The organism is Rhizobium vallis (genome assembly GCF_003985155.1).
Classification (GTDB): Bacteria; Pseudomonadota; Alphaproteobacteria; order Rhizobiales; family Rhizobiaceae; genus Rhizobium; species Rhizobium vallis.
The window spans coordinates 1-22,845 of record NZ_ML133695.1; the positions used below are offsets into that span (position 1 = coordinate 1).

The following is a 22,845-nucleotide window of genomic DNA, read 5'->3' on the forward strand; positions in this document are numbered from 1 at the left end:
ATGCACTATGATCTGGGATATATTGACCTGGAGCAGAGGACCTTGCAAACCATCGACAACCCGTTCGGCACGAGGTTGTCACCCATGTGTTAGGTACGCTCTGTTACCTATGTCTCCGGTATGGACAGTCGTCGTCTGGTGCAGTTGAAAGGATACGAACCATCGACCCCTCACGTCGCGCGCAAGGCACTCAAAATTCGAGGCCTCAGGCGTAAGCGTATTTATGGAACTTCCATGTATGTCGCCAGCACGCTTCGCAACGCGCCCCCGTCTCAACGTAATAGAATGGAATTCGGCGGCCAGGACGCCGTCTTCATAGCGGTGGCAGATCTATCTCCTTCGGGGGATCGCTGCCACCTTTCGCTGGCCTCGCAACGTCATTGCCGTTCGTTTTGAATTCAGGCGAGGCGAACAATGCTTAAATACTTTTTAAGGCACTCGTAATAAAAGCAAAGTGAAAAGCTCGGCAGGAGTTTCGTAGATATTGTCGCCTTCTCGCTTGATTGCAGATTCTTCGAGGAAATCTCCAACAACGTTGGGGAAATGGCTGCTCTCCGTCCGTCGCACTATCCACCGTGCACAGGCCCAAGAACTTCACCGTGTTGCCCGTAACGTTGCGGCAACAACCGCAAACAATTGGGAAGAGTTTTGATATCCATCGCCGGATGATGATCAATCCGGTCGGCTAATCCATGAGGGACCTGACACACTGCTCGGCCGAGCAGCCAACGCGACATAGGCCCATGCCACTCGACGAAATCTGCAGAATTCAGGCGCTTCACGAAGCGAGGATTCTGGACACGCCACCATCCTCAGAGTTCGATTCCATAGTAGAATTAGCGCGCTGCATGTCCGATTGTCCGATCGCACTCATTTCCCTCGTTGATACGGACCGCCAATGGTTCAAGGCCAAGGTGGGCGTCGCGTTCGGACAGGCGCCCCGCGAACATTCGTTCTGCGGCCCGGTCGTGGAAACGGCCTCGGCGTTGATCGTTGAAGACGCAGCACGCGATGCGAGATTTGCCTCAAATATCTTTGTAGCAGGCCCCTCGAAGGTAACGTTTTATGCCGGCGTGCCCCTGATGGAGGGGGAAGTGTGTTTCGGCAGTCTGTGTGTGATGGACACAAAATCGCGCGCGTTCGGCGAGCCGGATCAAACGAAACTGGAGCGGCTTGCAACTGTTGCGGTCGGATTGATCCGCGAGCAGAGGCAGACGTTGCTGTTGAGTGAGCAGCGCCGCGAGCTGGAACTCAAGCAGGCCCGTTTCGAACAGACGGAACGTTCCGCCAAGGTTGGCGGATTCGAAATGGATCTGCAGACTGGCGCCCTCGTCTGGTCCGATCAAATCTATCGCACCGTCGGCCTGCCGGTCGGTCTGCCGTTGACACCCGATATCGTGATTGGATGCTATGCTCCGGAAGAGCGCGAAGGCGTAAGGACAAGGATCAAAAATGCGCTTACTGGCGCCGGCACCGGTGTGGACAAAGAATACAGGATCATCACGCCGGAAGGCGAAGACAGATGGGTGCACATCGTCAGCGACATAGAAATGATCGACGGTCAACCTCGGCGGCTCTTTGGCATTCTTCAGGATGTCTCCGAGAGAGTGCGGTATGAACGTCGGCTTCTCAAGACTGCGAACACCGATAGCCTGACAGGGCTTGGAAACCGTACTGCTTTTGTCGCTCAACTCAATGCGGCCACCGAAAAGCACGCTTCTTCAATGGGATTGTTGCTTATCGATGTCGACCACCTCAAACAAATCAACGACACGCTCGGTCACGCTCTAGGCGATATCGTCCTCAAGGAAGTTGCAGCGCGGCTTTCAGAGAAGATCGTCCGCCGCGGCCAGGCCTTTCGTCTGGGGGGCGATGAATTTGCGGTGTTGATCGAAGACAATATGAGTGCACGGAGGATGGCGGGGCTGGCGCGCAGCATCATTGAACATGTCGCGCGACCACTTCACGTCGATGGCTCCACGATCATTCCCAAAGTCACCGTAGGGGGAGCCATATTCGAGGCGGGTATGGATGGGGCGTCGCTTTCGCAGAACGCCGACTTCGCCCTCTATCACGCCAAAGAAACGAGGCGGGGCAGCTATGTCCAATTCGAACCCTGTCTGCGCACTCGGATTTCCTCTCGGATCGAAAAGACCAGGGAGGTCGAGCACGCATTGGTGGAAGGCCGGTTGTTGCCCTATTACCAGCCTATCATCCTGAGCGCCAATGGCGACGTGATCGGTTTCGAAGCATTGGTGCGAATGAAGCGAGATGATGGCTCCATCGTATCTGCGGGCGACTTCCATGAAGCGTTGGACGACCCACATCTCAGCCACCGCGTGACCTCGACCATGGTGGCCCAAATCGCCGCGGACTTGCAAAGATGGTCAGATCAGGGGCTATCGATCGCGCGCATTGGTCTCAATGTCAGCGCAGCGGACTTCAGCCGTGGCGATTTAGAAACCCGCATCAGTGCCGCCTTTGGCCCTCGAGGCATTCCGTTCGACAGGCTTACGATCGAGGTGACGGAAAGCGTGTTCATGCAAGGTGTCGAAGAGACAGTTGCCGGCACTCTACAGCGATTGCGCAAACGAGGAGTTCTGGTGGCGTTGGATGATTTCGGCACTGGATTCGCTTCGCTGACCCACCTTCGGAGCTTACCAGTCGATATCATCAAGATTGACAAAAGTTTCATCGATATGATGGCTCATGACGCATCGAGCCTCGCTATTGTCGAGTTGGTCCTCGACCTCGCTCGAAAGCTTAAGCTGAAGGTAACCGCCGAAGGGGTGGAGCAGTTTGGCCAAGCTCATAGTTTGCTCGAACTCGGCTGTACCTCTTTACAGGGCTATCTCTTCGGAAAGCCGATGCCCCAGGACAAAGTTAAAGATTTCCTTGAAGAGCGTGCACTGACGCTACATGCAGTCAGTGAAAACCCGGTGGCTGCATAGGCAAATAACACTGCCAGACGGCTCACCATTATCCCTGGAGCCGGGCTCATCGTCGCGACAGTAGCCTGCTTTAATATAATGAAACGATATATTAAATTTGAGAAAAATCATCAAATCGAGTGTCCGCCGCTGCTAGCTTCCCTGTAATCGGGAGGAGAAGAATGGCGACATTGCAAGAGATGTTCGACGTTCGTGGCAAGTCAGTCATCGTCACCGGCGGCGCGAGCGGTATCGGTCGCGCTTATGCCGAGGTCATGGCGGACAACGGCGCGCGGGTCTGCATTTTCGATCTCAATCCAACGCTGCTCGACAGCGTCGTGGCAGAACTCAGGACCAATGGCGGCGATGTGTGGGGACAGGTGGTCGACGTGGCCGACCGTCCGCGCATGAAGGAGGCATTCGATGCCGTGGCTGAGCGGCATGGCCGGATCGACGTGGTCTTTGCCAACGCCGGTATCGACGCCGGGCCGGGTTTCCTGTCGACGACCGGCGGTCGCATCCCGGAGGGGGCGATCGACGTGCTCGACGATCACCACTGGGACCGGGTCATCGAGGTCAACCTTTCGTCCGTCTACACGACCGTAAAGCATTCCGCGCGTCACATGAAGGAGACCGGCGGCGGCAGGATCATCGTCACCTCGTCCATTGCTGCCCAGATCAACGAGGCGATCGTCGGCACGCCCTATATGCCGGCCAAGGCGGGCGTCGATCATTTCGTCCGGCAGATGGCGATGGAACTGGGGATGTTCGGCATCCTCGTCAACTGCATCTCGCCCGGTCCGTTCATGACCAATATTGCCGGCGGCCGGCTGAAGATCCCCGCCGACCGGAAGGCCTTCGAGGAGCAGTCGCTGATCGGCAGGATCGGCGACACGGAGGATATCAAGGGCCTGGCGCTTTATCTGGCCTCACCCTGCTCGTCCTACGTCACCGGCAGCCAGATCGTGATCGACGGAGGTTCGATGAACCGCATCAAGTGAGGCGATCGCCGCGTCTGGGAGGACCGGCCATCGACGAATGTGCGTGCATACGACAAGAACACCAGAGGGAGGAGACCAAGGTGGACCTGAAGACAAAATTTGCGCGGCCATCCCGCCGGACCGTGCTCAAGAGCATGGGTGCCGGCCTTGCCACCGCGGCGCTCGGCGCGCCGATGATTGCCAGGGCGCAATCGGCCGGGACGATCAAGCTCGGCTTCGTGACGCCGACGACCGGCCCGCTCGCCTTGTTCGGCGAGACCGATGGTTGGGCGGCGGAAAAGATCAAGGCCACGCTGAAGGACGGCCTTCAGACAGCGGCCGGCAAGTTCGATGTCGAAATTTTGATCCGCGACAGCCAGTCCGACCCGAACCGTGCCGCCGAGGTCGCCGGTGACCTGATCCTGAACGATGGCGTGCATCTGCTGCTGCCGGCCTCGACGACCGACACCGTCAGTCCTTCGGCCGACCAGGCGGAGCTCAACGAATGCCCGTGCCTGTCGACCGGCGCACCCTGGCAGGCGGTGATCTTTCCGCGCGGCGGCAAGGACAAGCCGTTCAACTGGACGTACCATTTCTTCTGGGGCCTCGACGAGGCCCTCAACACCTTTGTCGGCCTGTGGAACACGCTCGACACAAATCGCAAGGTGGGCATGCTGTTCCCGCAGAACGCCGATGGCGAGACCTGGGGCAACAACGACTACGGCCTGCCCGCGCCGACACAGAAGGCCGGCTTTGAAATCACTGTTCCCGGCTTCTTCCAGCCGCGCACCAATGATTATTCGGCGCAGATCGCCGCGTTCAAGAATTCCGGCTGCGAAATTGTCGGCGGCATCACCTATCCCGACGATCTCAAGACCTTCATCAATCAGTGCGCTCAGCAGGGCTATAAACCGAAGGCCGTCACCGTCGCCGCAGCGCTGCTCTTCCCCGGTGGCGTGCAGGCGCTCGGACCGCTCGGCGACGGCATGTCGTCCGAGGTCTGGTGGACGCCCGCCTTCCCGTTCAAGTCGACACTGTCGGGCCAGGTGAGCCGGGAGATCGCAGACCAGTGGGAGAAGGAGACCAAGAAGCAGTGGACGCAGCCGCTCGGCTACAGCCACGCGATCTGGGAAGTGGCCCTCGACATCCTCAAGCGCGCCTCCAACCCGCTCGACCGCACCTCGATCCGCGACGCCATGGTCAAGACCAAGATCGATACCCTGATCGGCAAGGTCGATTTCTCCAGTGGTCCGCACAAGAATGTCTCGACGACGCCGATTTTCGGCGGCCAGTGGGTCAAGGGCGGGACGTGGCCCTACGACCTGAAGATCGTCGACAATACCGTCAACAAGCTGTTCGAACCCGAGCAGAAGATGAAGGTGATCCACTGGGCAGGTTGAGCCCGGGCGCCTTGGGCGTTGCGGCCGGGCGCAAGCCCGCCCGCAACCCGCAGACCTATCCCGAATGCCTGAAAACCCGGCGGGCGGCGCGTGAACGCGCCTGCCGCCGCCCGGAGCGGAGGATCGATTGAACGGCGTATTGCTAAAAGCGAGGGGATTGAGCAAATCCTTTGGCGCGCTCCGCGTCCTGCATGACATCAGCTTCGATGTCCAGCGCGGCGAGGTGCTGGGAATCCTTGGTCCGAACGGGGCGGGCAAGACCACACTGTTCAACCTGATCAGTGGCGACTTGCGAAACGATGCCGGCGAACTCGTGTTTGCCGGCGAGCGACTTGTCGGTCAGCCGCCCTATTCGCGCTGCAAGATCGGTATCGGCCGCACCTACCAGATCCCCCGGCCGTATGTCGGCATGTCGACCTTCGAAAACCTGCTCGTGGCCGCCACCTTCGGCGGCGGGCGCACGGAGGCCCGGAGCTATGCGCTCTGCGCGCAGATTCTGCGCGATTGCGAACTGACCGACAAGGCCAACCGCTCGGCCGGATCGCTGACGCTGCTCGACCGCAAGCGGCTGGAACTGGCCCGCGCCATGGCCTCGAGCCCGAGCCTGTTGCTGCTCGACGAAATTGCCGGCGGATTGACCGACGAAGAAGGCAAGGCGCTCGTGCAACTGATCCACCGCATCCGCGAGCGCGGCGTCACCATCGTCTGGATCGAGCATGTCCTGCATGCCCTGCTGGCCGTGGCCGACCGGATCATGGTGCTGAACTTCGGCGAAAAGATCGCCGAGGGGCTGCCTGATGACGTCATCAAGAACCCGGAAGTCCGGCGCGTCTATATGGGGGTCGAGGCATGACGGGAAAGACGCTTCTCTCCACCCACGATCTCAAGGCCCGCTATGGCGACTTTCAGGCGCTTTACGGCGTCGATCTCGAAATCGCAGAGGGCGAGGTCGTCGCGCTGATCGGCGCTAACGGTGCCGGCAAATCGACGCTGTTGAAGTCGATCATGGGGCTGATCAAGGTCGCACCTGACATGGTGCGCCTCGACGGTCGGGCGGTCGGCGGCAGCAGGCCGCACCATATGGTGGCCGACGGGGTGGCGATCGTACCCGAAGGCCGCCGGCTGTTTGCCGGCATGTCCGTGCTCGACAACCTGCGCGTGGCCGTCGACCATGCCGCGCCCGGCCGCGGCGATGTCTGGACGATCGAGCGCATCTATGCGCTGTTTCCGATCCTTAGGGAAAAGCAGGCGGCACCGGTCCAGTCCCTCTCCGGCGGCCAGCAGCAGATGGTGGCGATCGGCCGCGCGCTGCTAAACCAGCCGCGCCTGCTGCTCTGTGATGAGATCAGCCTCGGCTTAGCACCGAAGGTGATCAAGGAAATCTACCAATCCATCCCGTCGATTTCGGGGAACGGCACGGCCATCGTGCTGGTCGAACAGGATGTCGGCCTCGCCAAGTCCGCCTCGGACCGGCTCTATTGCATGCTGGAAGGCCGCGTCACGCTGACCGGCCGCTCGGCGGACATGTCGCGCGAGGCGATCGGCGAAGCCTATTTCGGAGCATCCCATGCAGTGGCTTGACGGACTGGTCCAGGGCATTCTTCTCGGCGGCCTCTACGCACAATATGCGCTCGGCATGGCACTGATGTTCGGGGTCATGCGTATCGTCAACATCAGCCACGGCGACCTGATGATCCTGCTGGCGCTCGTCGGCATCAGCCTCGCCTCGACCTTCGGCCTCGGCCCTTGGTCGGTGCTGATGGTCCTCGTCGCGCTCGGCGGCATCATCGGCGTCATCCTCCAGCGACTGATCCTAAACCGCGTCGTCGGTGCCGACCCGTTGCCGTCTCTGATCGCCACATTCGGCCTATCGATCGCGCTGCAGAACGCAATGCTGCAGGTCTGGTCCGCGGATACGCGCTCGCTGCAGAGCGACGGCCTTGCCCAGGCCTCCTTCCAGCTCGGGCCGCTTTTCGTCGGGGTACTGCCCGTGATCGTGCTCGTTACGGCCACCGCGCTGACGGCGGCTCTTGCGACCACGATGCAGTATACGCGCTTCGGGCGATCGCTGCGCGCGGCCTCCGCCGATGTCGAGGCGGCAGCGATGATCGGTATCGATCCGAAAGCCGTCTATACCGGCGCGACGGCACTTGCTGTCGGCATCCTGGGCTTCGCCGCTGTCTTTCAGTCGATGCGTTCGACGGTGTCGCCGGCCGATGGTGCCTTTCAGCTGATCTATGCCTTCGAGGCCGTCATCATCGGCGGCATGGGTTCGATCTGGGGCGCCTTCATGGGTGCCATGGTGCTCGGCATCAGCCAGTCGATCGGGTTCCGTATCGATCCCGGCTTCGGCATCCTGGCGGGCCACCTCGTCTTCCTGCTCATTCTCGCACTGCGGCCGCAGGGCATTCTCGGAAAGGACTGAGATCGTGACCCACGCGCTCGCAACCGCACAAGGCCCGGCCGACACTACCGAACTTCCGCCGGTCCGCGTCCAGCGCCAGACCGTTTCCGGCGTCATTGCCATGGGGCTGGGCATAGTCGCGCTCTTCACCGTCGCCTCGATGCCGCTCTGGGCAAGCCAGGGCCTGATCCGCGATGTGGTCGAACTCTGCTGCTACATCGCCGTTGCCCAGATGTGGAACCTGCTTGCCGGCTATGCGGGACTGGTGTCGGTCGGCCAACAGGTCTTCGTCGGCGTGGCTGCCTACATGATGTTCGTGATGGCACAGCTCTGGGGCATCAATCCATTTGTCGCCGTCATGCTGGCGATGATCGCGCCGGCCCTGCTCGCCATTCCCACCTATGGTCTGCTGCACAGGCTCGATGGCCCCTATTTCGCGATCGGTACCTGGGTCGTCGCCGAAGTGCTGCGGCTTGCGACCTCGGTCTTCGGCTATGTCAACGGCGGGGCAGGAATGAGCCTGCGCGTCATGACCAGTTATTCGCCGATGGAACGCGCTGTCGGCGTTTCGCTCCTCTGTGCGCTGATGCTGCTCGTAACCGTCGGCGGTCCCTATTGGCTCCTGCGCTCGCGCTACGGCCTGGCGTTGATCGCCATGCGTGATAATCCGGTCGCGGCAGCAAGCCAGGGTGTGAATGTCGGCCGGCTGCGCTTCCTGATCTGGGTCGCCGCAGCTGTCGGAACCGGTCTTGCGGGCGCCATCTACTTCATGGCTCAGCTGCGCATCACGCCACCTTCTGCCTATGATCCGAACTGGGCCAGCATCGCGATCTTCATCGTCATGGTCGGCGGTCTTGGATCGCTGGAAGGCGTGCTGATCGGGGCGCTGGTCTACTTCTTCGCCGAACGCTGGTTCGGCCAGTATGGCGCGACCTATATGGTTGTGCTCGGCCTGCTCACTCTTTTCATGGCGCTTTTCGCGCGCGGCGGCATCTGGGGCCTGATCTGCAAGGTCGTCGACGCCCCCTGGTTTCCGACACGACGAAGGCTGGTGGAGGATCGGACATGAAGGCCGTGCTTTTCGACGGCGTCGGAATGCCGCTGAAAGTGGGCGAGCGCCCCGTTTCGGAGCCGGCTTCCGATGAAGTCATGCTCAGGATCGCTGCTTGTGGCATCTGCGGTTCCGACCTGCACATGACCGAGGACCCGAAGACTTTCGGCCTCAATCGTCACGACGTGCTCGGCCACGAATTTGCCGGCGAAGTGGTCCGATGCGGCACCGCCGTCTCCGAGTTCAAGCCGGGTGACCGGGTGGCAGTGGCGCCGATGCGCGGGTGCGGCACATGCGACAATTGCGAGAAAGGCGAACCCGCATGGTGCGCCGAAATGCGGCTGATCGGCGGCGGATACGCCGAATACACCACGGTCACTGCCCGCCAATGCCGTATCCTGCCCGATGACCTTCCCATCGAGGAAGGCGCGCTGGCCGAACCGGTTGCCGTGGCGCTGCATTGCGTGATGCGGTCGGGGTTGAAGCCAGGCGCCCGCGTGCTGATCCTCGGCGCCGGGCCGATCGGCCTGCTGGTCGCCTTCTGGGCGAGACGTCAGGGCGCCCGCGACGTCATTGTCGCCGACATTAACCGGCATCAGGAAGAACGTGCGACCTCGGTTGGCGCGACCGGCTTTGCTATGTCCGGCCCCGGATTGGCGCAAGAATTCCGCGCCAAGACCGGCGGAGCGCCCGACATCGTCTTCGAGTGTGTCGGCAAGCGTGGGCTGATCGATTTCGCCTGCCAGCTCGTCCGCACCCACGGCACGGTGGTCGGCGTCGGTCTCTGCGTCGGCGGCGACGACTGGGATCCTTTCGCGGCCTTGTCCAAGGAAATCCAGCTCGTCTTCGCCGTGTTCTTCAACATGGCCGAGTTTGAGACAGCGCTCTCTGCGCTCGGCCCCGGCCGCTACCGTCCCCAGGCGCTGATCACAGGCCGGATCGGCCTCAATGACGTGCCCGAGGCCTTCGAGGGGCTCAGGCGGCGAACGACGCAATGCAAGATATTGATCGCCGCTGATGCGGCCTGACCGATTGTCGAGGAGGGCAGTCTATGGAATTCGAGACCCTGACGCAGGATATCGACGGTGTGCGTACGGTCGTGAAGGCGATCGGCCACGGCCCCGCCGTCCTTGCGCTGCATGGCGCGGCGACTATCGAGGGGTACGAGTGGGCGCGCGGTCTTGCCGAGCGCTTCCGTGTCTACCTGCCCTTCCATCCCGGTTTCGGCGAGAGTGCCGAGGCGCCGCACATTTCCGGCATGCAGGACTTGGTGGTCCACAGTCTCCGGCTCATCAAGGCGCTCGGCCTCGAGCGTCCGCATCTGGTCGGCCACTCCATGGGTGGCTGGATGGCTGCCGAGATCGCCGCCGTCGCCGGCGAGCGGTTCGGCAAGCTGGTGCTGAATGCGCCGGCCGGCCTCAATCATCCGGATCATCCCGGCGCCGATCTCAGCCAGATTCCGCCGGATCAGTTTCCCGCCTATCTCGCCCACAATGTCGAGGTCGCGGCCCGCTATTTCCCGGGCGGCTCGGAATGTCCCTCGGTCGAGGATTTCGTGGCCGCCCGCGAGAAGGAAAGCCCGGCGCTGGGCAACATTCTCAATGCACACGGCATGGGCCATCCGAATCTCGGCCGCTGGCTAAGCCGGATTCCCAACGAGACCGTGATCGTCTGGGGCAACAGGGACCGCATGCTGCCCGCCTCGCAGGCGCCGCTCTGGCAGGCGGCCATCCCCAATGCCCGGACGCTGATCATCGAGGATGTCGGCCATTTCGCCATGCAGGAAGATCCGCGCACCGTTACAGCCATTGGCGACTTCCTCGCCAAGTGAAATCCGAGCACGGCGCCCCGGGCGATCCGCGACGGCCAGGACTATCAAGGAGGAATTATCATGAACGCACCTATCAAGCACGCATCCCGCTACTGGGGCACGAAGACGGACTTCGCGTCCCTCATGGCGCATGTCGAAAAGGTCGGCCCGATCCTCGATAAAAATTCCGAGGCGAACGAGAAGCTCGGCCGCCTCAACGAAGAGACCTTCGAGGCGCTCAAACCTATCCGCATGAGCCATATCTTCGCTGGCGAGGACATCGGCGGCGCACAGCTCCCGCCGACGCGGGGCCTGCAGCTCATCGAGGCAATCACCTATCACAGCGGCGCGGCCGGCTGGATATCGATGGTACACGCCTGCATAGGCGCGATGTCGGCGGCCTTCCTGCCCGACACCGCGATCGGCCGCCTGTTCGACGGCAAGACCGACAACCGTTTCTCGGGCCAGGGTACGCCAACCGGCATGCTGAAGAAAGTCGATGGCGGCTATCGCCTGAACGGCAAGTGGTCCTATGCCAGCGGTATCTACCACGCAACCTTTACCCACACCGCCGCCCTGCTCGACGATGGCAACGGCCAGCCCGCCAAGGACGAGAAGGGCGACGTGATCGTGCTCTGCGCGCATGCGCCGGTCGACGACCACGAACTGCTCGGCAACTGGAATGTCCTTGGTCTGCAGGCCACCGGCAGCATCGACTATGCCGCCAATGACGTCTTCATTCCCGATGACATGGTGTTCCCGATCCTCACTGCCGAGCCGCAGCGCATGCAGGAATTCTTTAGTCTCGGCGTGGTGGGCCTTGCCGCCATTGGCCATTCCGGCTGGGCGATCGGCGCATCGCGCCGCATGCTCGAGGAAGCCGCGAAATACGCAAAGACCAAGACCGGCCGCGCCGGCCTGCTCGGCGAGAGCGACAAGTTCTGGTACGATTTCGGCCGGGCAGAGGCCCGTGTCCGGGCTGCCCGCGCCTTCCTGTTTGAGGTCTGGCGCGAAGTCGAAGCCTCGATCGAGGCCGGCAACCGCATGACAACGCGCCAGATCAGCCTGGTGCATCTCGCCAAATCCGAAGTGCATGAGGCGGGCGTCGATGCGTGCCATTTCGTCTATCGCTCGCTCGGTGGGGCTTCGTTGCGCTACGGCGTCATGCAGCGGATCTATCGCGAGATGCTGACGGCCTCGAACCATTTCACGATCAACCCGAACATCGTCGCCGCGGCCGGCCGCGACATTGCCGGCCTGTGGAGCGACCGCACCTGGCAGTTCTACGACCTGATCGAGAAGAAATGAGCGCGCCGGCGAAAGGCAAGCCGGATAGGGTGGCGGCGCCTGAAACGGGCACCGCCACCGTCAGCTCCGGCCTCACCGAGGCGTTCATCGCGGCTTTCCGGCACCACCCGTCCGGCGTCGCCATCATCACGGCGGAGGGTGACGAGGGCCCGGCGGCGATGACCGTGAGTTCGCTGATTTCGATCAGTGCCGCACCACCCATGGTCGCCTTCTCGCTCTCGGCATCGTCTTCGAGCGCCAAGGTGGTCGAGCGCGCCGCATCTGTCGTCGTGCATTTCGTGCGCCGTGCCGACATGCAACTCGCCCGGCTCTGCGCGACACCTGGCAAGAATCGCTTCGGACCAGACGTGCGCTGGTCACGGCTCGACAGCGGCGAACCATATTATCCGCAGGTCGAGCTCTGGTTTCGCGCCGAGCTGCGCGGCCGGCTGGAAACGTCGGGGGCTTGCCTGGTGACCGCGGAGCTGACCGCCGTATCATCCGGGGCGCTTGTGACACGGCAGGCCGAGTCACTGGTCTATTCCAACCGGGCCTGGCACGCGCTGGGTCCGGTGGTCGACACCGCCTCGGCGCCGATGCTGCTCTGGCCGGACGATTCCGCCACCTTCTGAAACCGTGCCGGCGGCATGGTCGCCGGTTACCCCCGTTACATTCCCCAGACCACGGACTGTTCGTGGCGCTTGATGAGATGCCTCAGATTCTCGAAACTCTTGCGAAGATGTGCCGAAAACGCCTCGATGGCCGGTGCCCCGAGATCGCCCGAGCGCCTGAGCAGGCCCAGCGCCCGCTCCGGGTGGGGGATATTGACCGGCAGCGCGGTGATCGCCTTGTCATTGCGATAGGCGAAGACGACGCTGTGCGGCAGAATCGTCAATGCGTCGCTTTCCTTCATGTAGTTGATCGCGCTGGTCAGCGATCCACCGGCATAACGGATCTTGGTCTCGGTGGCACCGAGCGACAGGACCAGGCTGCGCAGATCGGCGAGCAACGGACTGCCGGGCGGCGGCGCGATCCAGGGAAAGTCGAGCAGTTCAGGACCCATCAGCTTGCGCTTGAGCAGCAGCGGGTGCGTGACGCGGCAGGCCACGACATTGCGGCCAGGCAGCAACTCCTGGAAATGCAGGCCCGAACCTTCTTCGAGCATGTCGATCGGGCAGATGGCGAGATCGATGCGGTCAGCGACGATGGCCGCGCGCAACTCGGAAAGATAGCCGTAGCTTTGCTCGACGCGAACGTCTGGGGAGGAATTCTGGAAGCCGGCGACCATACCGGCAATCAGAGCATCCATGAAAAAGGGCGTACCGCCGACACGCACCAGCCCGGTGCGGCCATGGCGGAATCCCTCGACAAGGGTCGATGCCTTGCGGGCGGAGGTCAATATCGCCTGGCCGTGATCGGCCAGTGCCCGGCCGAGCGGCGTCGGTTGCAGCGGCCGTCGTCCCTTGAGGAAAAGCGGCTCGCCCAAACGCTTTTCCAACATCGCAAGCGTGCGCGAAACGGCCGGCTGGCTGAGCCCGAGCAGAGCCGCACCCTCGGTCACACCCCCTGCCTGAACGACCGCAGCGAGCTGCGCGAGATGCCTTTCATCGATCTTCATAACAATAACGAATATAAATCGCCGGAAAAATTATCAAGCACTCTATTCCGGCCTGTTAGGTTCTCGTCATGGGAGGATTCATGCCAGACATATCGTTCAGTGAGCGCAACTCTGCGCAGCGTGTGGCCGAGCGGCTCGACAGGCATGCCGAAGGCCCCCTGCAAGCCTTCATGGTTCCTTTCATAGAGCATCTGCACAAGCTCATCCGGGAGACGCGTCCGTCGCAAGCGGATTGGCGGCGAGCGATGGAATTCCTGACCGACGTCGGCCATGCCAGCGACGGCCGCCGGCAGGAATGGGTGCTGCTCTCCGATCTGCTCGGCGTCACCGCACTCGTTGAGGAAATCAACACGAATCGGCCGAAGGGCGCGACCCCCAATACCGTGCGCGGCCCCTTCTACCGGGCCGATGCGCCCCGGCTCGCGCTCAATGCCAATATCTCCCTCGACGGCGTCGGCCCGACGCTTGCCGTCAACGGCCGTGTGCAGGACCTCGACGGCAAGCCGATCGCCGGCGCTTCGGTCGAGACCTGGCAGGCCAACAGCGAAGGCTTCTACGAGAACCAGCAGCCGGACCAGCAACCGGAATTCAACCTCCGTGGCATCTTCACGACCGACGACCAGGGTTGCTTCCGCTACAAGACCGTTCGCCCGGGCGGCTACGCCGTGCCGAGCGATGGCCCGGTCGGCCAGTTGCTGGGCAAGCTGGGCTTTCCCATGCGCCGTCCCGCACACCTCCATTTCCTGATCAAGACCGATGGCTTCGAGACGATCAGCACGCATGTCTATGACGGCAGTGATCCGCATCTTGGCCGGGACGCCCTGTTCGGCGTGAAGGACGAGCTCATCGGAGAGTTCAAGCCGAACGGCAAGGGGGATGGCTCGACGCTCGACTTCACCTTCACCATGGCCAGGGCGAAGAAGGGACGAGGCACGACATGACTCTATCCTTCACCTATCAGGGCAGTGCGGCGCGCATCGTCTTCGGCAACGGAACGAGTGGTGATGTTGGCAAATGGGTTGAGGCCCTGGACTGCCGCCGCGCGCTCGTGCTGTCGACGCCGCACCAGGCATCCGATGCGGAAGCCATGTCGAAACGGCTCGGAACGCTGTCAGTCGGCACCTTCACCGAAGCGACCATGCATACCCCGGTCGACGTGACGGAGCGCGCCGTCGCACGCGCGGCCGAGTTCGGCGCAGATTGCGTCGTCTCCCTCGGCGGCGGCTCGACGACCGGGCTCGGAAAGGCCATGGCCTATCGCACCGATATCCAGCAGATCGTCGTGCCGACGACCTATGCCGGCTCGGAAGTCACGCCGATCCTCGGCCAGACGGAAAACGGTGCCAAAACCACGCTGCGCAGCCCGAAGGTTACGCCGGAAGTCGTGATCTATGATCCGCAACTCACGCTCGGCCTGCCGGTCGCCATGAGCGTCACCAGCGGCCTGAATGCGATTGCGCATGCTGCCGAAGGGCTCTATGCGCCCGATCGCAATCCCATCACGACGATGATGAGCATTGACGGCATACGCGCGCTCAGAGACGCGTTGCCCATCCTTATCGGCAATCCGCGCGACGGTGCCGCTCGCGAAAAGGCGCTCTACGGTGCATGGCTCTGCGGCACCGTGCTCGGCCAGATCTCGATGTCGCTGCATCACAAGATCTGCCATACTCTGGGCGGCAGCTTCGACACGCCGCATGCCGAGACCCACGCTGTCATGCTGCCGCATACAATCGGTTTCAACGCGTCGGCCGTGCCGGACCTGATGTCGCCGATCTCCGACATTTTCGGTGGCACGACACCCGGACAGGCCCTTTACGACTTCGCGAAATCGATCGGCGCGCCGATGGTGCTCAGGGATTTCGGCCTCACTGAGGCCGATCTCGACAGGGCGGCCGACATCGCGACCAAGAATCCTTATTCCAATCCGCGACCGATCGACCGCACATCGATCCGCGCCTTGTTGCAGGACGCCTGGAAGGGAACACGACCGCCATATTGAATTCTTTTGGGAGGAAGAAGGCAAATGATTACGAGACGTGAATTGCTGAAGTCCGCAGCCGCCACGGGAGCCTTGGTGGCAACATCCGGCCTCGCCATGCCGGCGATCGCCAAGGGCGCTCCGATCAAATTCGGCTATGTCAGCCCCCAGACCGGTCCGCTGGCTGCTTTCGCCGAGGCCGACAAGTTCATCATCGACGGTTTCATGGCTGCCACGAAGGCGGCCGGCCTGAATTACGAAGTCGTGGTGAAGGACAGTCAGTCCAATCCGAACCGCGCCGCCGAAGTCGCCAAGGAACTGATCGTCAGCGACGAGGTCAATCTCGTCCTCGTGGCATCGACGCCAGAGACCACCAATCCTGTGGCCACGGTCTGCGAGGCGGAGGACGTGCCCTGCATTTCGACAGCGGCCCCTTGGCAGCCCTGGTTCATCGGCCAGCAGGCAAATCCCGCCGATCCCCAATCCTGGAAACCGTTCAACAGCGCCTTCCACTTCTTCTGGGGACTGGAAGACGTCATCGCGGTCTATACCAACATGTGGGGTCAGCTCGAGACCAACAAGAAGGTTGGCGGCCTGTTTCCCAATGATGGCGACGGCAATGCCTGGGGCGACAAGACTGTAGGCTTTCCGCCGGTTCTGGAGAAGCTCGGTTATACGCTCAAGGATCCGGGCCGATACCAGAACCTGACCGACGATTTTTCCGCACAAATCAACGCCTTCAAGTCCGACGGCAGCGACCTCATCACCGGCGTGATGATTCCACCGGATTTCACCACTTTCTGGAACCAGGCGCAGCAACAGGGCTTCAAGCCCAAGGTCGCTTCCATCGGCAAGGCGATCCTGTTCCCACAGGCGGTCGAGGCGCTGGGGAAGACCGGACACAACCTTTCCTGCGAAGTCTGGTGGTCGGCGAGCCATCCGTTCAAGTCGTCGCTGACCGGCCAGAGCGCCGGTGAACTTGCTCAAGGCTTCACCAAGGTCACCGGCCGACCCTGGACCCAGCCCATAGGCTTCGTTCATGCGCTGTTCGAGGTCGCCGTCGACGTCATGAAGCGTGCCGACCCGACCGACAGCAAAGCAGTCATCGCCGCCATCGCCGCCTCGAACATCGAGACGATCGTCGGCAAGGTGGCCTGGGACGGTGCCAATCTACCGCCCTTTGCTGCCAGGAACATTGCCAAGACGCCGCTGGTCGGCGGTCAGTGGCGTCTCAAGGACGGCGGCGGCTACGATCTCGTCATCGTCGACAACCAGACCGCGCCGAACATTCCGACCGGCGGCAGGATGGAAGCGATCGGCTGAGCCATGCCCATACTCGCCCTCGACCGTGTATCCAAAAGCTTCGGCGCCCTGAAGGTCGCTGAGGAGATTTCGTTTGCACTGGAAACGGGCGAGGCGCTCGGCGTGATCGGGCCGAACGGCGCCGGCAAGTCGACGCTGTTCAACCTCATCACCGGCAATATCCGCGTCGATGCCGGGATCATTCAGTTCGACGGCAGGGACGTGACGCGACAGCCGCCGATGGCGCGCTGCCTCGCCGGCATCGGCCGGACATTCCAGATCCCGCAGCCATTCGAAAAGCTGACGGTGTTCGAGAACCTGCTGGTCGCCGGCGCCTTCGGGTCGCGCAAGAGCGAGCGAGAGGTCGGCGACCGCTGCGCCGATATTCTCGTCGAAACAGGGCTTTATCTCAAAGCGAACCAACTCGCCGGAAGCCTGGGGCTCCTGCAGCGCAAGCGCCTGGAACTCGCCCGCGCGCTCGCGACCGACCCGAAGATCCTTCTGCTTGACGAAATTGCCGGTGGATTGACGGAGGCAGAGTGCGGGGAATTGGTGGAAACGATCCGCGCCATCCATCGGCGCGGCGTTTCCATCATCTGGGTCGAACACGTGCTGCATGCCCTCAATTCGGTCGTCAGACGGCTCGTCGTTCTGCATTTCGGCCGGGTAATCGGTGACGGTGATCCCGACACGATCATGGCCTCCAAGGACGTGCGTGAAATCTATCTCGGGATCGACGTCTGATGGCGCTGCTCGAGACACATGGGCTGACGGCCTTCTACGGCGATTTCCAGGCGTTGTTCGGCGTCGATATCGCCTTGAATGAAGGCGAGACGATCGCCGTGATCGGCGCCAACGGCGCCGGCAAGTCGACCCTGCTGCGATCGATCTCCGGCCTGATCCGCAATGTCCCCGCGCATATCCGGTTCGATGCCCGGGACATCGGCGCCCTTACCGCTCCGGATGTCCTGCAACTCGGCATCGCCATGGTCCCGGAAGGCCGTCGGCTCTTTCCTTCCCTTTCCGTCGAGGAGAACCTGCTGATCGGCAAATATGGCCGGGTCGGCAACGGTGCATGGTCGCTCGACACCATCTACGATCTCTTTCCCGTGCTGAAGGACCGGCGCCACCATCCCGGCACCGCACTCTCGGGCGGACAGCAGCAGATGGTCGCGATCGGCCGCGGACTGATGTCCAATCCGCGCGTGCTGCTCTGCGACGAGCTGAGCCTCGGGCTTGCACCCGTGGTGGTCAGGGACATCTACGCGGCCTTTCCGAAAATCCGCGCGACGGGCGCTTCGATCGTCATCATCGAACAGGACATCGGCCAGGCGCTGAAAGTGTCCGACCGGGTCTACTGCATGATGGAGGGGCGGGTGACGCTGACGGGCACGCCGGAAACGCTGAGCCGCGAGGATATCCACGCCGCCTATTTCGGAGCGCATGGGCGATGAACTGGCTCGATACGATCATTCAGGGCATTTTGCTCGGCGGCCTTTACGCACTCTTCGCGGCGGGGCTCAGCCTGGTCTTCGGCATTATGCGGCTGGTCAATCTCGCCCACGGCGATCTGATCGTGCTCGCCGCCTTCCTGATCCTGCTGCTCGTTTCGGCCCTCGGCCTCAATCCCTTCATCGCTGCCGCAGTCGCGCTGCCGGTGATGTTTGCTCTCGGCTGGGCACTGCAATTCCTCGTGCTCAACCGGACACTCGGCAATGATATACTCCCTCCCCTGCTCGTGACCTTCGGCCTTTCGGTCGTGATCCAGAACGGTCTGCTCGAGGGTTTCTCGGCCGACAGCCGCAGGATTTCGGCGGGCGCCCTGGAAACGGCCTCGCTCAAGATCGGTCCCGTCAGCATCGGCACCATGCCGCTCCTCACCTTCCTGTCCGCGGTGGGCGTCATCATCGCGCTCAACCTCGTCTTCTACCGCACCTCTCTCGGCCGGGCCTTCCGCGCCACATCGGACGACAGTGCGACGGCGGGCCTGATGGGCATCCGCACCGAGCGCATATTCGCCACCGCCACCGGGCTTGCCATGATGGTGGTGACGATCGCGGCACTCTATCTTGGTACACGCGCGAACTTCGATCCGACCATGGGACCTGCACGGCTGATCTATGCATTCGAGGCCGTGATCCTTGGTGGGCTCGGCTCCTTCTGGGGGACGCTGGCCGGCGGGATCATCATCGGCGTGGCGCAGACCGTGGGCGCCGCGATCAATCCGGAATGGCAGATCCTCGCGGGCCATATCGCTTTCCTCCTGGTGCTGATCGTCAGGCCGCGTGGCCTTTTCCCACGGGCGGTGGATTGATATGAGCGATCACCTTTCCTCCTCCTGGACCGTTTCGGCTCACACACGCGGCTTCTCCGCACCCATGCTGGTGATCCTCGCTTTTGTGGGGCTCGCCGTCGCTGCGCCGCTATTCGTCTCGCGCTCAGTGGTCCAGGATCTGTTCTTCATCCTGACCATGCTGGTGCTGGCGCAGTGCTGGAACCTGCTCGCCGGCTATGCCGGCCTGGTCTCCGTCGGCCAGCAGGCCTTTGTCGGCTTCGGCGCCTACGCGATGTTTGCAGGCGTCAGCCTGCTCGGAATGGATCCGATGGCAGCCATCATGCTTGGCGGGCTCGCGGCGCTGGCGCTGTCTGTGCCCACGGCCTTCTTCGTCTTCCGCCTGCAGGGCGCCTATTTCGCTATCGGCACCTGGGTCATCGCCGAGGTCGTGCGACTGTCGCTCGCGCAGTGGAAAGCGCTGGGTGGCGGAACCGGCACCTCGCTGCCGTCAGGCGCGACCCGTGACATGTTCGGCGTGCGCTTCGTCGCGGACCTGCTCGGCGTGCGCGGGCCGCAGGCTACCGATATGGTCTGCTACTGGCTGGCGCTGCTATTGGCGGTCGTGACAATCGGTTCGATCTACAAGCTGCTGCGCTCGAAGCAGGGCCTGGGGCTCGCCGCAGTGCGCGACAACCGCGAGGCCGCACGCTCGGTCGGCGTCGATCCGCTCTGGGCAAAATCCTTCGTCTATCTCGTCGCGGCGCTGGCGACAGGCCTCACCGGCGCGCTAATCTATGTGCAAAAGGCGCGCATCTCGCCGGATGCGGCCTTCTCCGTTCCGGACTGGACGGCCTACGTGATCTTCATCGTTGTGATCGGCGGTATCGGCACGATCGAGGGGCCGATCATCGGGGTGATCGTGTTCTACATCCTGCAGAACCTGCTGGCCGACTACGGTTCCTGGTACCTGCTGATTCTCGGTCTGACCGGCATCCTGATCATGCTGTTTGCGCCGCGCGGCCTCTGGGGTCTGTTCGCCGACCGCACCGGAATCCAGCTCTTTCCCGTCCGCCGTATCCTGGCGGGCCAGCCCAAAACCAAAGACATCAAAGGGAGTGATTGATGGCCGACATCGAAACCGACGTCCTAATCGTTGGAACCGGCCCGGCGGGGTCGGCGACTGCAGCCCTGCTTGCCACCTACGGCATCGAGAACATGGCGATCAACCGTTATCGCTGGCTGGCCAACACGCCGCGCGCCCACATCACCAACCAGCGCACGATGGAAGTACTGCGCGATCTGGGCCAGGAGGTCGAAGCGGAAGCCTATCTCCATTGCAGCCCGCAGGACATCATGGGCGAGAATGTGTTCTGCACCTCGCTCGCCGGCGAGGAACTCGGCCGTCTCAAGACATGGGGCACCCACCCGAAGTCCAGGGCCGAGCATCTGCTCTCCTCGCCCACCGAAATGAATGACCTGCCGCAAACCTTCATGGAGCCGCTGCTGTTCAAGACCGCCTGCGGACGCGGGACGCAGGCGCGGATGTCCACGGAATATGTCAGCCATGTGCAGGATGCCGAGGGCGTAACGACGACCTGCCGAGACCGCCTGACCGGCAGGGATTTCACCATCCGCTCGAAATACCTGGTCGGCGCCGATGGCGGCAATTCGCTGGTGGCGCAGCATCTCGACCTGCCATTCGAGGGCAAGATGGGCGTGGCCGGTTCGATGAACATCCTGTTCAAGGCCGACCTCAGCCGTTACGTCGCCCACCGTCCCTCTGTCCTCTACTGGGTGCTGCAGCCGGGCTCGAATGTCGGCGGCATCGGCATGGGCCTGGTGCGCATGATCCGGCCATGGAACGAGTGGCTGATCAATTGGGGCTATGACATCAGCCAGGGCGTGCCTGAGGTCGATAAAGCTTTTGCCGAAGGCGTGGCCCGCGACCTGATCGGCGATCCCGATATCGACATCGAGGTCACCTCCGTCTCGACCTGGACGGTCAACAACTGCTACGCCACCCGCACCCAAAAGGGCCGGGTCTTCTGCATGGGTGACGCGATCCACCGCCATCCGCCGTCGAACGGGCTCGGCTCAAACACCTCGATCCAGGACGGCTTCAACCTCGCCTGGAAGCTCGCCATGGTCATCAAGGGCCAGGCCGGCGCCGGCCTGCTCGAAACCTATAGCGAGGAGCGCGCGCCGATCGCCAAGCAGATCGTCACCCGCGCCAACCAGTCGATCGAAGAATTCGGCCCGATCTTCGGAGCGCTTGGCCTGCTCGATTCCATCGACCCGGTAAAGATGCAGGAAAACATGGATCGTCGCTGCGACGACAGTACGGCCGCCGAGAGCCAGCGTGCGGCGCTGCGCGAGGCGATCGCCTCCAAGGTCTATGAATTCGACGCACATGGCGTGGAGATGAACCACCGCTATAAATCCTCGGCGGTCGCGACCGATGCTCGGCCCGAGCCCGCATTCACCCAGAACCCGGAACTGCATTTCGAGCAGACGACTTGGCCCGGCGCACGCCTGCCGCATGCCTGGCTGTTTGGCAAGGGCAACCGGAAGACCTCCACGCTCGACCTCTGCGGTCACGGCAAGTTCACCCTCCTGACCGGTATCGGCGGCCGTGCCTGGGTTGATGCGGTCGAGACCTTGTCGACGGAACTCGGCCTTCCCATCGCAACCCATGTCATCGGGCCGCGGCAGACATGGCAGGATCATTACGGCGACTGGGCGCGTGCCTGCGAAGTGGGCGATGCAGGGGCCATCCTGGTGCGGCCAGACCACCACGTTGCATGGCGCTCCGAGGGGCTGGCGGCTGACCCCGTAGTCGAATTGCGCCGCGTGTTGACAACAATTCTGGATCGGTGAGGCAATGATGGAAGCACATGAGAAGGGCTATTTCACCGAGGAAAACTCCGTCGAGGTCGTGACCGGCCGCAATGCCGGCGCCAAGGACGAGCGGTTGAAGCAGGTGATGGAGGTCATCACCCGGAAGCTGCATGAGGCGGTGAAGGAACTGGAGCCGACGCAGGACGAATGGATGCAGGCCATCCTCTTCCTCACCCGCACCGGCCAGATGTGCAACGAATGGCGTCAGGAGTTCATCCTGCTGTCCGACGTGCTCGGCGTGTCGATGCTGGTCGACGCGATCAACAACCGCAAGCCGTCGGGCGCCTCCGAAAGCACGGTGCTCGGCCCCTTCCATGTCGCCTACGCCCCGGAGCTGCCGATGGGCGCCAATATCTGCCTCGACAGCAAGGGCGAGGACATGGTCATAGAGGGCCGCATCCTCGACACCGAGGGCAAGCCGATTGCCAATGCCGTCATCGACGTCTGGCAGGCCAATGACGAAGGCTTCTACGACGTACAGCAGAAGGGCATTCAGCCCGACTTCAATCTGCGCGGCATCTTCCGGACCAGCGCGGATGGACATTATTGGTTCCGCGCGGTGAAACCGAAATATTACCCTATCCCGGATGATGGTCCCGTCGGGCAGTTGCTCGGCCATCTCGGCCGCCACCCCTACCGCCCGGCGCATCTGCACTACATTATCAGCGCCGACGGTTTCGAGACGCTGACGACGCATATTTTCGATCCCGACGATCCCTATATTCGCTCTGACGCGGTTTTCGGTGTCAAGGAAAGCCTGCTGGCGAAGTTCAAGCGGGTGAATGATCCGGCGCGCGCGAAAGCTTACGAATTCGGCGGCGATTTCTGGGATGTAAGGCACGACTTCGTGCTGGCGCGAAGCCGCGCCTGACATAGGCTCTATCATGAGAGGCGGATGCGGGAGGGTAT

General features: G+C 62.4%; 21 protein-coding genes. 20 read left to right on the forward strand and 1 reads right to left on the reverse strand.

Features of this window, described 5'->3' with window-relative positions; all coding sequences use genetic code 11:
• Window positions 1-743: 743 nt before the first annotated feature.
• From EFQ99_RS24505 to EFQ99_RS24555, 11 genes are all read left to right on the forward strand, one after another.
• Window positions 744-2,951 (forward strand): sensor domain-containing phosphodiesterase, encoded by a 2,208-nt coding sequence (locus tag EFQ99_RS24505; protein WP_126923815.1) that lies wholly within the window; start codon window positions 744-746, stop codon window positions 2,949-2,951.
• Window positions 2,952-3,112: 161 nt separating this feature from the next.
• Window positions 3,113-3,931 carry an SDR family NAD(P)-dependent oxidoreductase gene (locus EFQ99_RS24510; RefSeq protein WP_126923816.1) on the forward strand — a complete coding sequence of 273 codons (819 nt, stop codon included), beginning with the start codon at window positions 3,113-3,115 and terminating at the stop codon, window positions 3,929-3,931.
• 80 nt (window positions 3,932-4,011) lie between these two features.
• The gene (locus tag EFQ99_RS24515; protein WP_164736434.1) at window positions 4,012-5,310 is read left to right on the forward strand and encodes an ABC transporter substrate-binding protein; all 1,299 of its coding nucleotides are present in this window, start codon (window positions 4,012-4,014) and stop codon (window positions 5,308-5,310) included.
• 157 nt (window positions 5,311-5,467) lie between these two features.
• The gene (locus tag EFQ99_RS24520; protein ID WP_208722814.1) at window positions 5,468-6,163 is read left to right on the forward strand and encodes an ABC transporter ATP-binding protein; all 696 of its coding nucleotides are present in this window, start codon (window positions 5,468-5,470) and stop codon (window positions 6,161-6,163) included.
• A complete protein-coding gene (locus EFQ99_RS24525; RefSeq protein ID WP_126923818.1) occupies window positions 6,160-6,891 on the forward strand; it encodes an ABC transporter ATP-binding protein in 732 nt (243 codons plus the stop codon). Before EFQ99_RS24520 ends, EFQ99_RS24525 begins: the two co-directional genes overlap by 4 nt.
• Window positions 6,878-7,735 (forward strand): branched-chain amino acid ABC transporter permease, encoded by an 858-nt coding sequence (locus tag EFQ99_RS24530; protein WP_126923819.1) that lies wholly within the window; start codon window positions 6,878-6,880, stop codon window positions 7,733-7,735. Before EFQ99_RS24525 ends, EFQ99_RS24530 begins: the two co-directional genes overlap by 14 nt.
• A 4-nt stretch (window positions 7,736-7,739) precedes the next feature.
• Window positions 7,740-8,783 carry a branched-chain amino acid ABC transporter permease gene (locus tag EFQ99_RS24535; RefSeq protein WP_245441576.1) on the forward strand — a complete coding sequence of 348 codons (1,044 nt, stop codon included), beginning with the start codon at window positions 7,740-7,742 and terminating at the stop codon, window positions 8,781-8,783.
• On the forward strand, window positions 8,780-9,793 hold the full coding sequence (locus EFQ99_RS24540) for a zinc-dependent alcohol dehydrogenase (RefSeq protein ID WP_126923820.1): 1,014 nt from the start codon (window positions 8,780-8,782) through the stop codon (window positions 9,791-9,793). Before EFQ99_RS24535 ends, EFQ99_RS24540 begins: the two co-directional genes overlap by 4 nt.
• Before the next feature lie 23 nt (window positions 9,794-9,816).
• Window positions 9,817-10,596: an alpha/beta fold hydrolase gene (locus EFQ99_RS24545; protein WP_126923821.1), complete on the forward strand. Its 780-nt coding sequence runs from the start codon at window positions 9,817-9,819 to the stop codon at window positions 10,594-10,596.
• A 60-nt stretch (window positions 10,597-10,656) separates the two neighbouring features.
• Entirely contained in the window at window positions 10,657-11,883 is a 1,227-nt protein-coding gene (locus EFQ99_RS24550) for an acyl-CoA dehydrogenase family protein (RefSeq protein WP_126923822.1), read from the forward strand.
• Window positions 11,880-12,494 carry a flavin reductase family protein gene (locus EFQ99_RS24555; RefSeq protein ID WP_126923823.1) on the forward strand — a complete coding sequence of 205 codons (615 nt, stop codon included), beginning with the start codon at window positions 11,880-11,882 and terminating at the stop codon, window positions 12,492-12,494. The genes EFQ99_RS24550 and EFQ99_RS24555 overlap by 4 nt, the downstream gene beginning before the upstream one ends.
• Before the next feature lie 35 nt (window positions 12,495-12,529).
• On the opposite strand, the gene EFQ99_RS24560 is transcribed toward EFQ99_RS24555, so the two are convergent.
• A complete protein-coding gene (locus EFQ99_RS24560) occupies window positions 12,530-13,480 on the reverse strand; it encodes a LysR family transcriptional regulator (RefSeq protein WP_126923824.1) in 951 nt (316 codons plus the stop codon).
• 80 nt (window positions 13,481-13,560) lie between these two features.
• Between EFQ99_RS24560 and EFQ99_RS24565 the strand changes: the two genes are divergently transcribed.
• From EFQ99_RS24565 to EFQ99_RS24605, 9 genes are read left to right on the forward strand one after another with little or no spacing between them, the layout of a single operon-like run.
• A complete protein-coding gene (locus EFQ99_RS24565; RefSeq protein ID WP_126923825.1) occupies window positions 13,561-14,421 on the forward strand; it encodes a dioxygenase family protein in 861 nt (286 codons plus the stop codon).
• Complete coding sequence (locus tag EFQ99_RS24570; RefSeq protein ID WP_126923826.1) at window positions 14,418-15,482, forward strand: maleylacetate reductase; 1,065 nt, start codon at window positions 14,418-14,420, stop codon at window positions 15,480-15,482. Before EFQ99_RS24565 ends, EFQ99_RS24570 begins: the two co-directional genes overlap by 4 nt.
• A 24-nt stretch (window positions 15,483-15,506) precedes the next feature.
• Entirely contained in the window at window positions 15,507-16,784 is a 1,278-nt protein-coding gene (locus EFQ99_RS24575) for an ABC transporter substrate-binding protein (RefSeq protein ID WP_126923827.1), read from the forward strand.
• A 3-nt stretch (window positions 16,785-16,787) separates the two neighbouring features.
• Window positions 16,788-17,507: an ABC transporter ATP-binding protein gene (locus tag EFQ99_RS24580; RefSeq protein WP_126923828.1), complete on the forward strand. Its 720-nt coding sequence runs from the start codon at window positions 16,788-16,790 to the stop codon at window positions 17,505-17,507.
• Entirely contained in the window at window positions 17,507-18,217 is a 711-nt protein-coding gene (locus tag EFQ99_RS24585; protein ID WP_126923829.1) for an ABC transporter ATP-binding protein, read from the forward strand. The genes EFQ99_RS24580 and EFQ99_RS24585 overlap by 1 nt, the downstream gene beginning before the upstream one ends.
• Window positions 18,214-19,077 carry a branched-chain amino acid ABC transporter permease gene (locus EFQ99_RS24590; RefSeq protein WP_126923830.1) on the forward strand — a complete coding sequence of 288 codons (864 nt, stop codon included), beginning with the start codon at window positions 18,214-18,216 and terminating at the stop codon, window positions 19,075-19,077. The genes EFQ99_RS24585 and EFQ99_RS24590 overlap by 4 nt, the downstream gene beginning before the upstream one ends.
• A gap of 1 nt (window position 19,078) precedes the next feature.
• The gene (locus EFQ99_RS24595) at window positions 19,079-20,161 is read left to right on the forward strand and encodes a branched-chain amino acid ABC transporter permease (protein WP_425376287.1); all 1,083 of its coding nucleotides are present in this window, start codon (window positions 19,079-19,081) and stop codon (window positions 20,159-20,161) included.
• Window positions 20,161-21,915 (forward strand): FAD-dependent oxidoreductase, encoded by a 1,755-nt coding sequence (locus tag EFQ99_RS24600; RefSeq protein ID WP_126923831.1) that lies wholly within the window; start codon window positions 20,161-20,163, stop codon window positions 21,913-21,915. Before EFQ99_RS24595 ends, EFQ99_RS24600 begins: the two co-directional genes overlap by 1 nt.
• Before the next feature lie 7 nt (window positions 21,916-21,922).
• Complete coding sequence (locus EFQ99_RS24605) at window positions 21,923-22,807, forward strand: intradiol ring-cleavage dioxygenase (RefSeq protein WP_126924054.1); 885 nt, start codon at window positions 21,923-21,925, stop codon at window positions 22,805-22,807.
• The last annotated feature ends 38 nt before the right edge of the window (window positions 22,808-22,845 follow it).

Bases quoted from the DNA above. Each gene is read 5' to 3' on its own strand.
- EFQ99_RS24605 (WP_126924054.1), top strand. From the start codon at position 21,923: ATGGAAGCACATGAGAAGGGCTATTTCACCGAGGAAAACTCCGTCGAG.
- EFQ99_RS24560 (WP_126923824.1), bottom strand. From the start codon at position 13,480: ATGAAGATCGATGAAAGGCATCTCGCGCAGCTCGCTGCGGTCGTTCAG.
- EFQ99_RS24590 (WP_126923830.1), top strand. From the start codon at position 18,214: ATGAACTGGCTCGATACGATCATTCAGGGCATTTTGCTCGGCGGCCTT.
- EFQ99_RS24525 (WP_126923818.1), top strand. From the start codon at position 6,160: ATGACGGGAAAGACGCTTCTCTCCACCCACGATCTCAAGGCCCGCTAT.
- EFQ99_RS24555 (WP_126923823.1), top strand. From the start codon at position 11,880: ATGAGCGCGCCGGCGAAAGGCAAGCCGGATAGGGTGGCGGCGCCTGAA.
- EFQ99_RS24595 (WP_425376287.1), top strand. From the start codon at position 19,079: ATGAGCGATCACCTTTCCTCCTCCTGGACCGTTTCGGCTCACACACGC.
- EFQ99_RS24580 (WP_126923828.1), top strand. From the start codon at position 16,788: ATGCCCATACTCGCCCTCGACCGTGTATCCAAAAGCTTCGGCGCCCTG.
- EFQ99_RS24505 (WP_126923815.1), top strand. From the start codon at position 744: ATGCCACTCGACGAAATCTGCAGAATTCAGGCGCTTCACGAAGCGAGG.
- EFQ99_RS24575 (WP_126923827.1), top strand. From the start codon at position 15,507: ATGATTACGAGACGTGAATTGCTGAAGTCCGCAGCCGCCACGGGAGCC.
- EFQ99_RS24545 (WP_126923821.1), top strand. From the start codon at position 9,817: ATGGAATTCGAGACCCTGACGCAGGATATCGACGGTGTGCGTACGGTC.
- EFQ99_RS24530 (WP_126923819.1), top strand. From the start codon at position 6,878: ATGCAGTGGCTTGACGGACTGGTCCAGGGCATTCTTCTCGGCGGCCTC.
- EFQ99_RS24510 (WP_126923816.1), top strand. From the start codon at position 3,113: ATGGCGACATTGCAAGAGATGTTCGACGTTCGTGGCAAGTCAGTCATC.
- EFQ99_RS24600 (WP_126923831.1), top strand. From the start codon at position 20,161: ATGGCCGACATCGAAACCGACGTCCTAATCGTTGGAACCGGCCCGGCG.
- EFQ99_RS24565 (WP_126923825.1), top strand. From the start codon at position 13,561: ATGCCAGACATATCGTTCAGTGAGCGCAACTCTGCGCAGCGTGTGGCC.
- EFQ99_RS24540 (WP_126923820.1), top strand. From the start codon at position 8,780: ATGAAGGCCGTGCTTTTCGACGGCGTCGGAATGCCGCTGAAAGTGGGC.
- EFQ99_RS24585 (WP_126923829.1), top strand. From the start codon at position 17,507: ATGGCGCTGCTCGAGACACATGGGCTGACGGCCTTCTACGGCGATTTC.
- EFQ99_RS24550 (WP_126923822.1), top strand. From the start codon at position 10,657: ATGAACGCACCTATCAAGCACGCATCCCGCTACTGGGGCACGAAGACG.
- EFQ99_RS24570 (WP_126923826.1), top strand. From the start codon at position 14,418: ATGACTCTATCCTTCACCTATCAGGGCAGTGCGGCGCGCATCGTCTTC.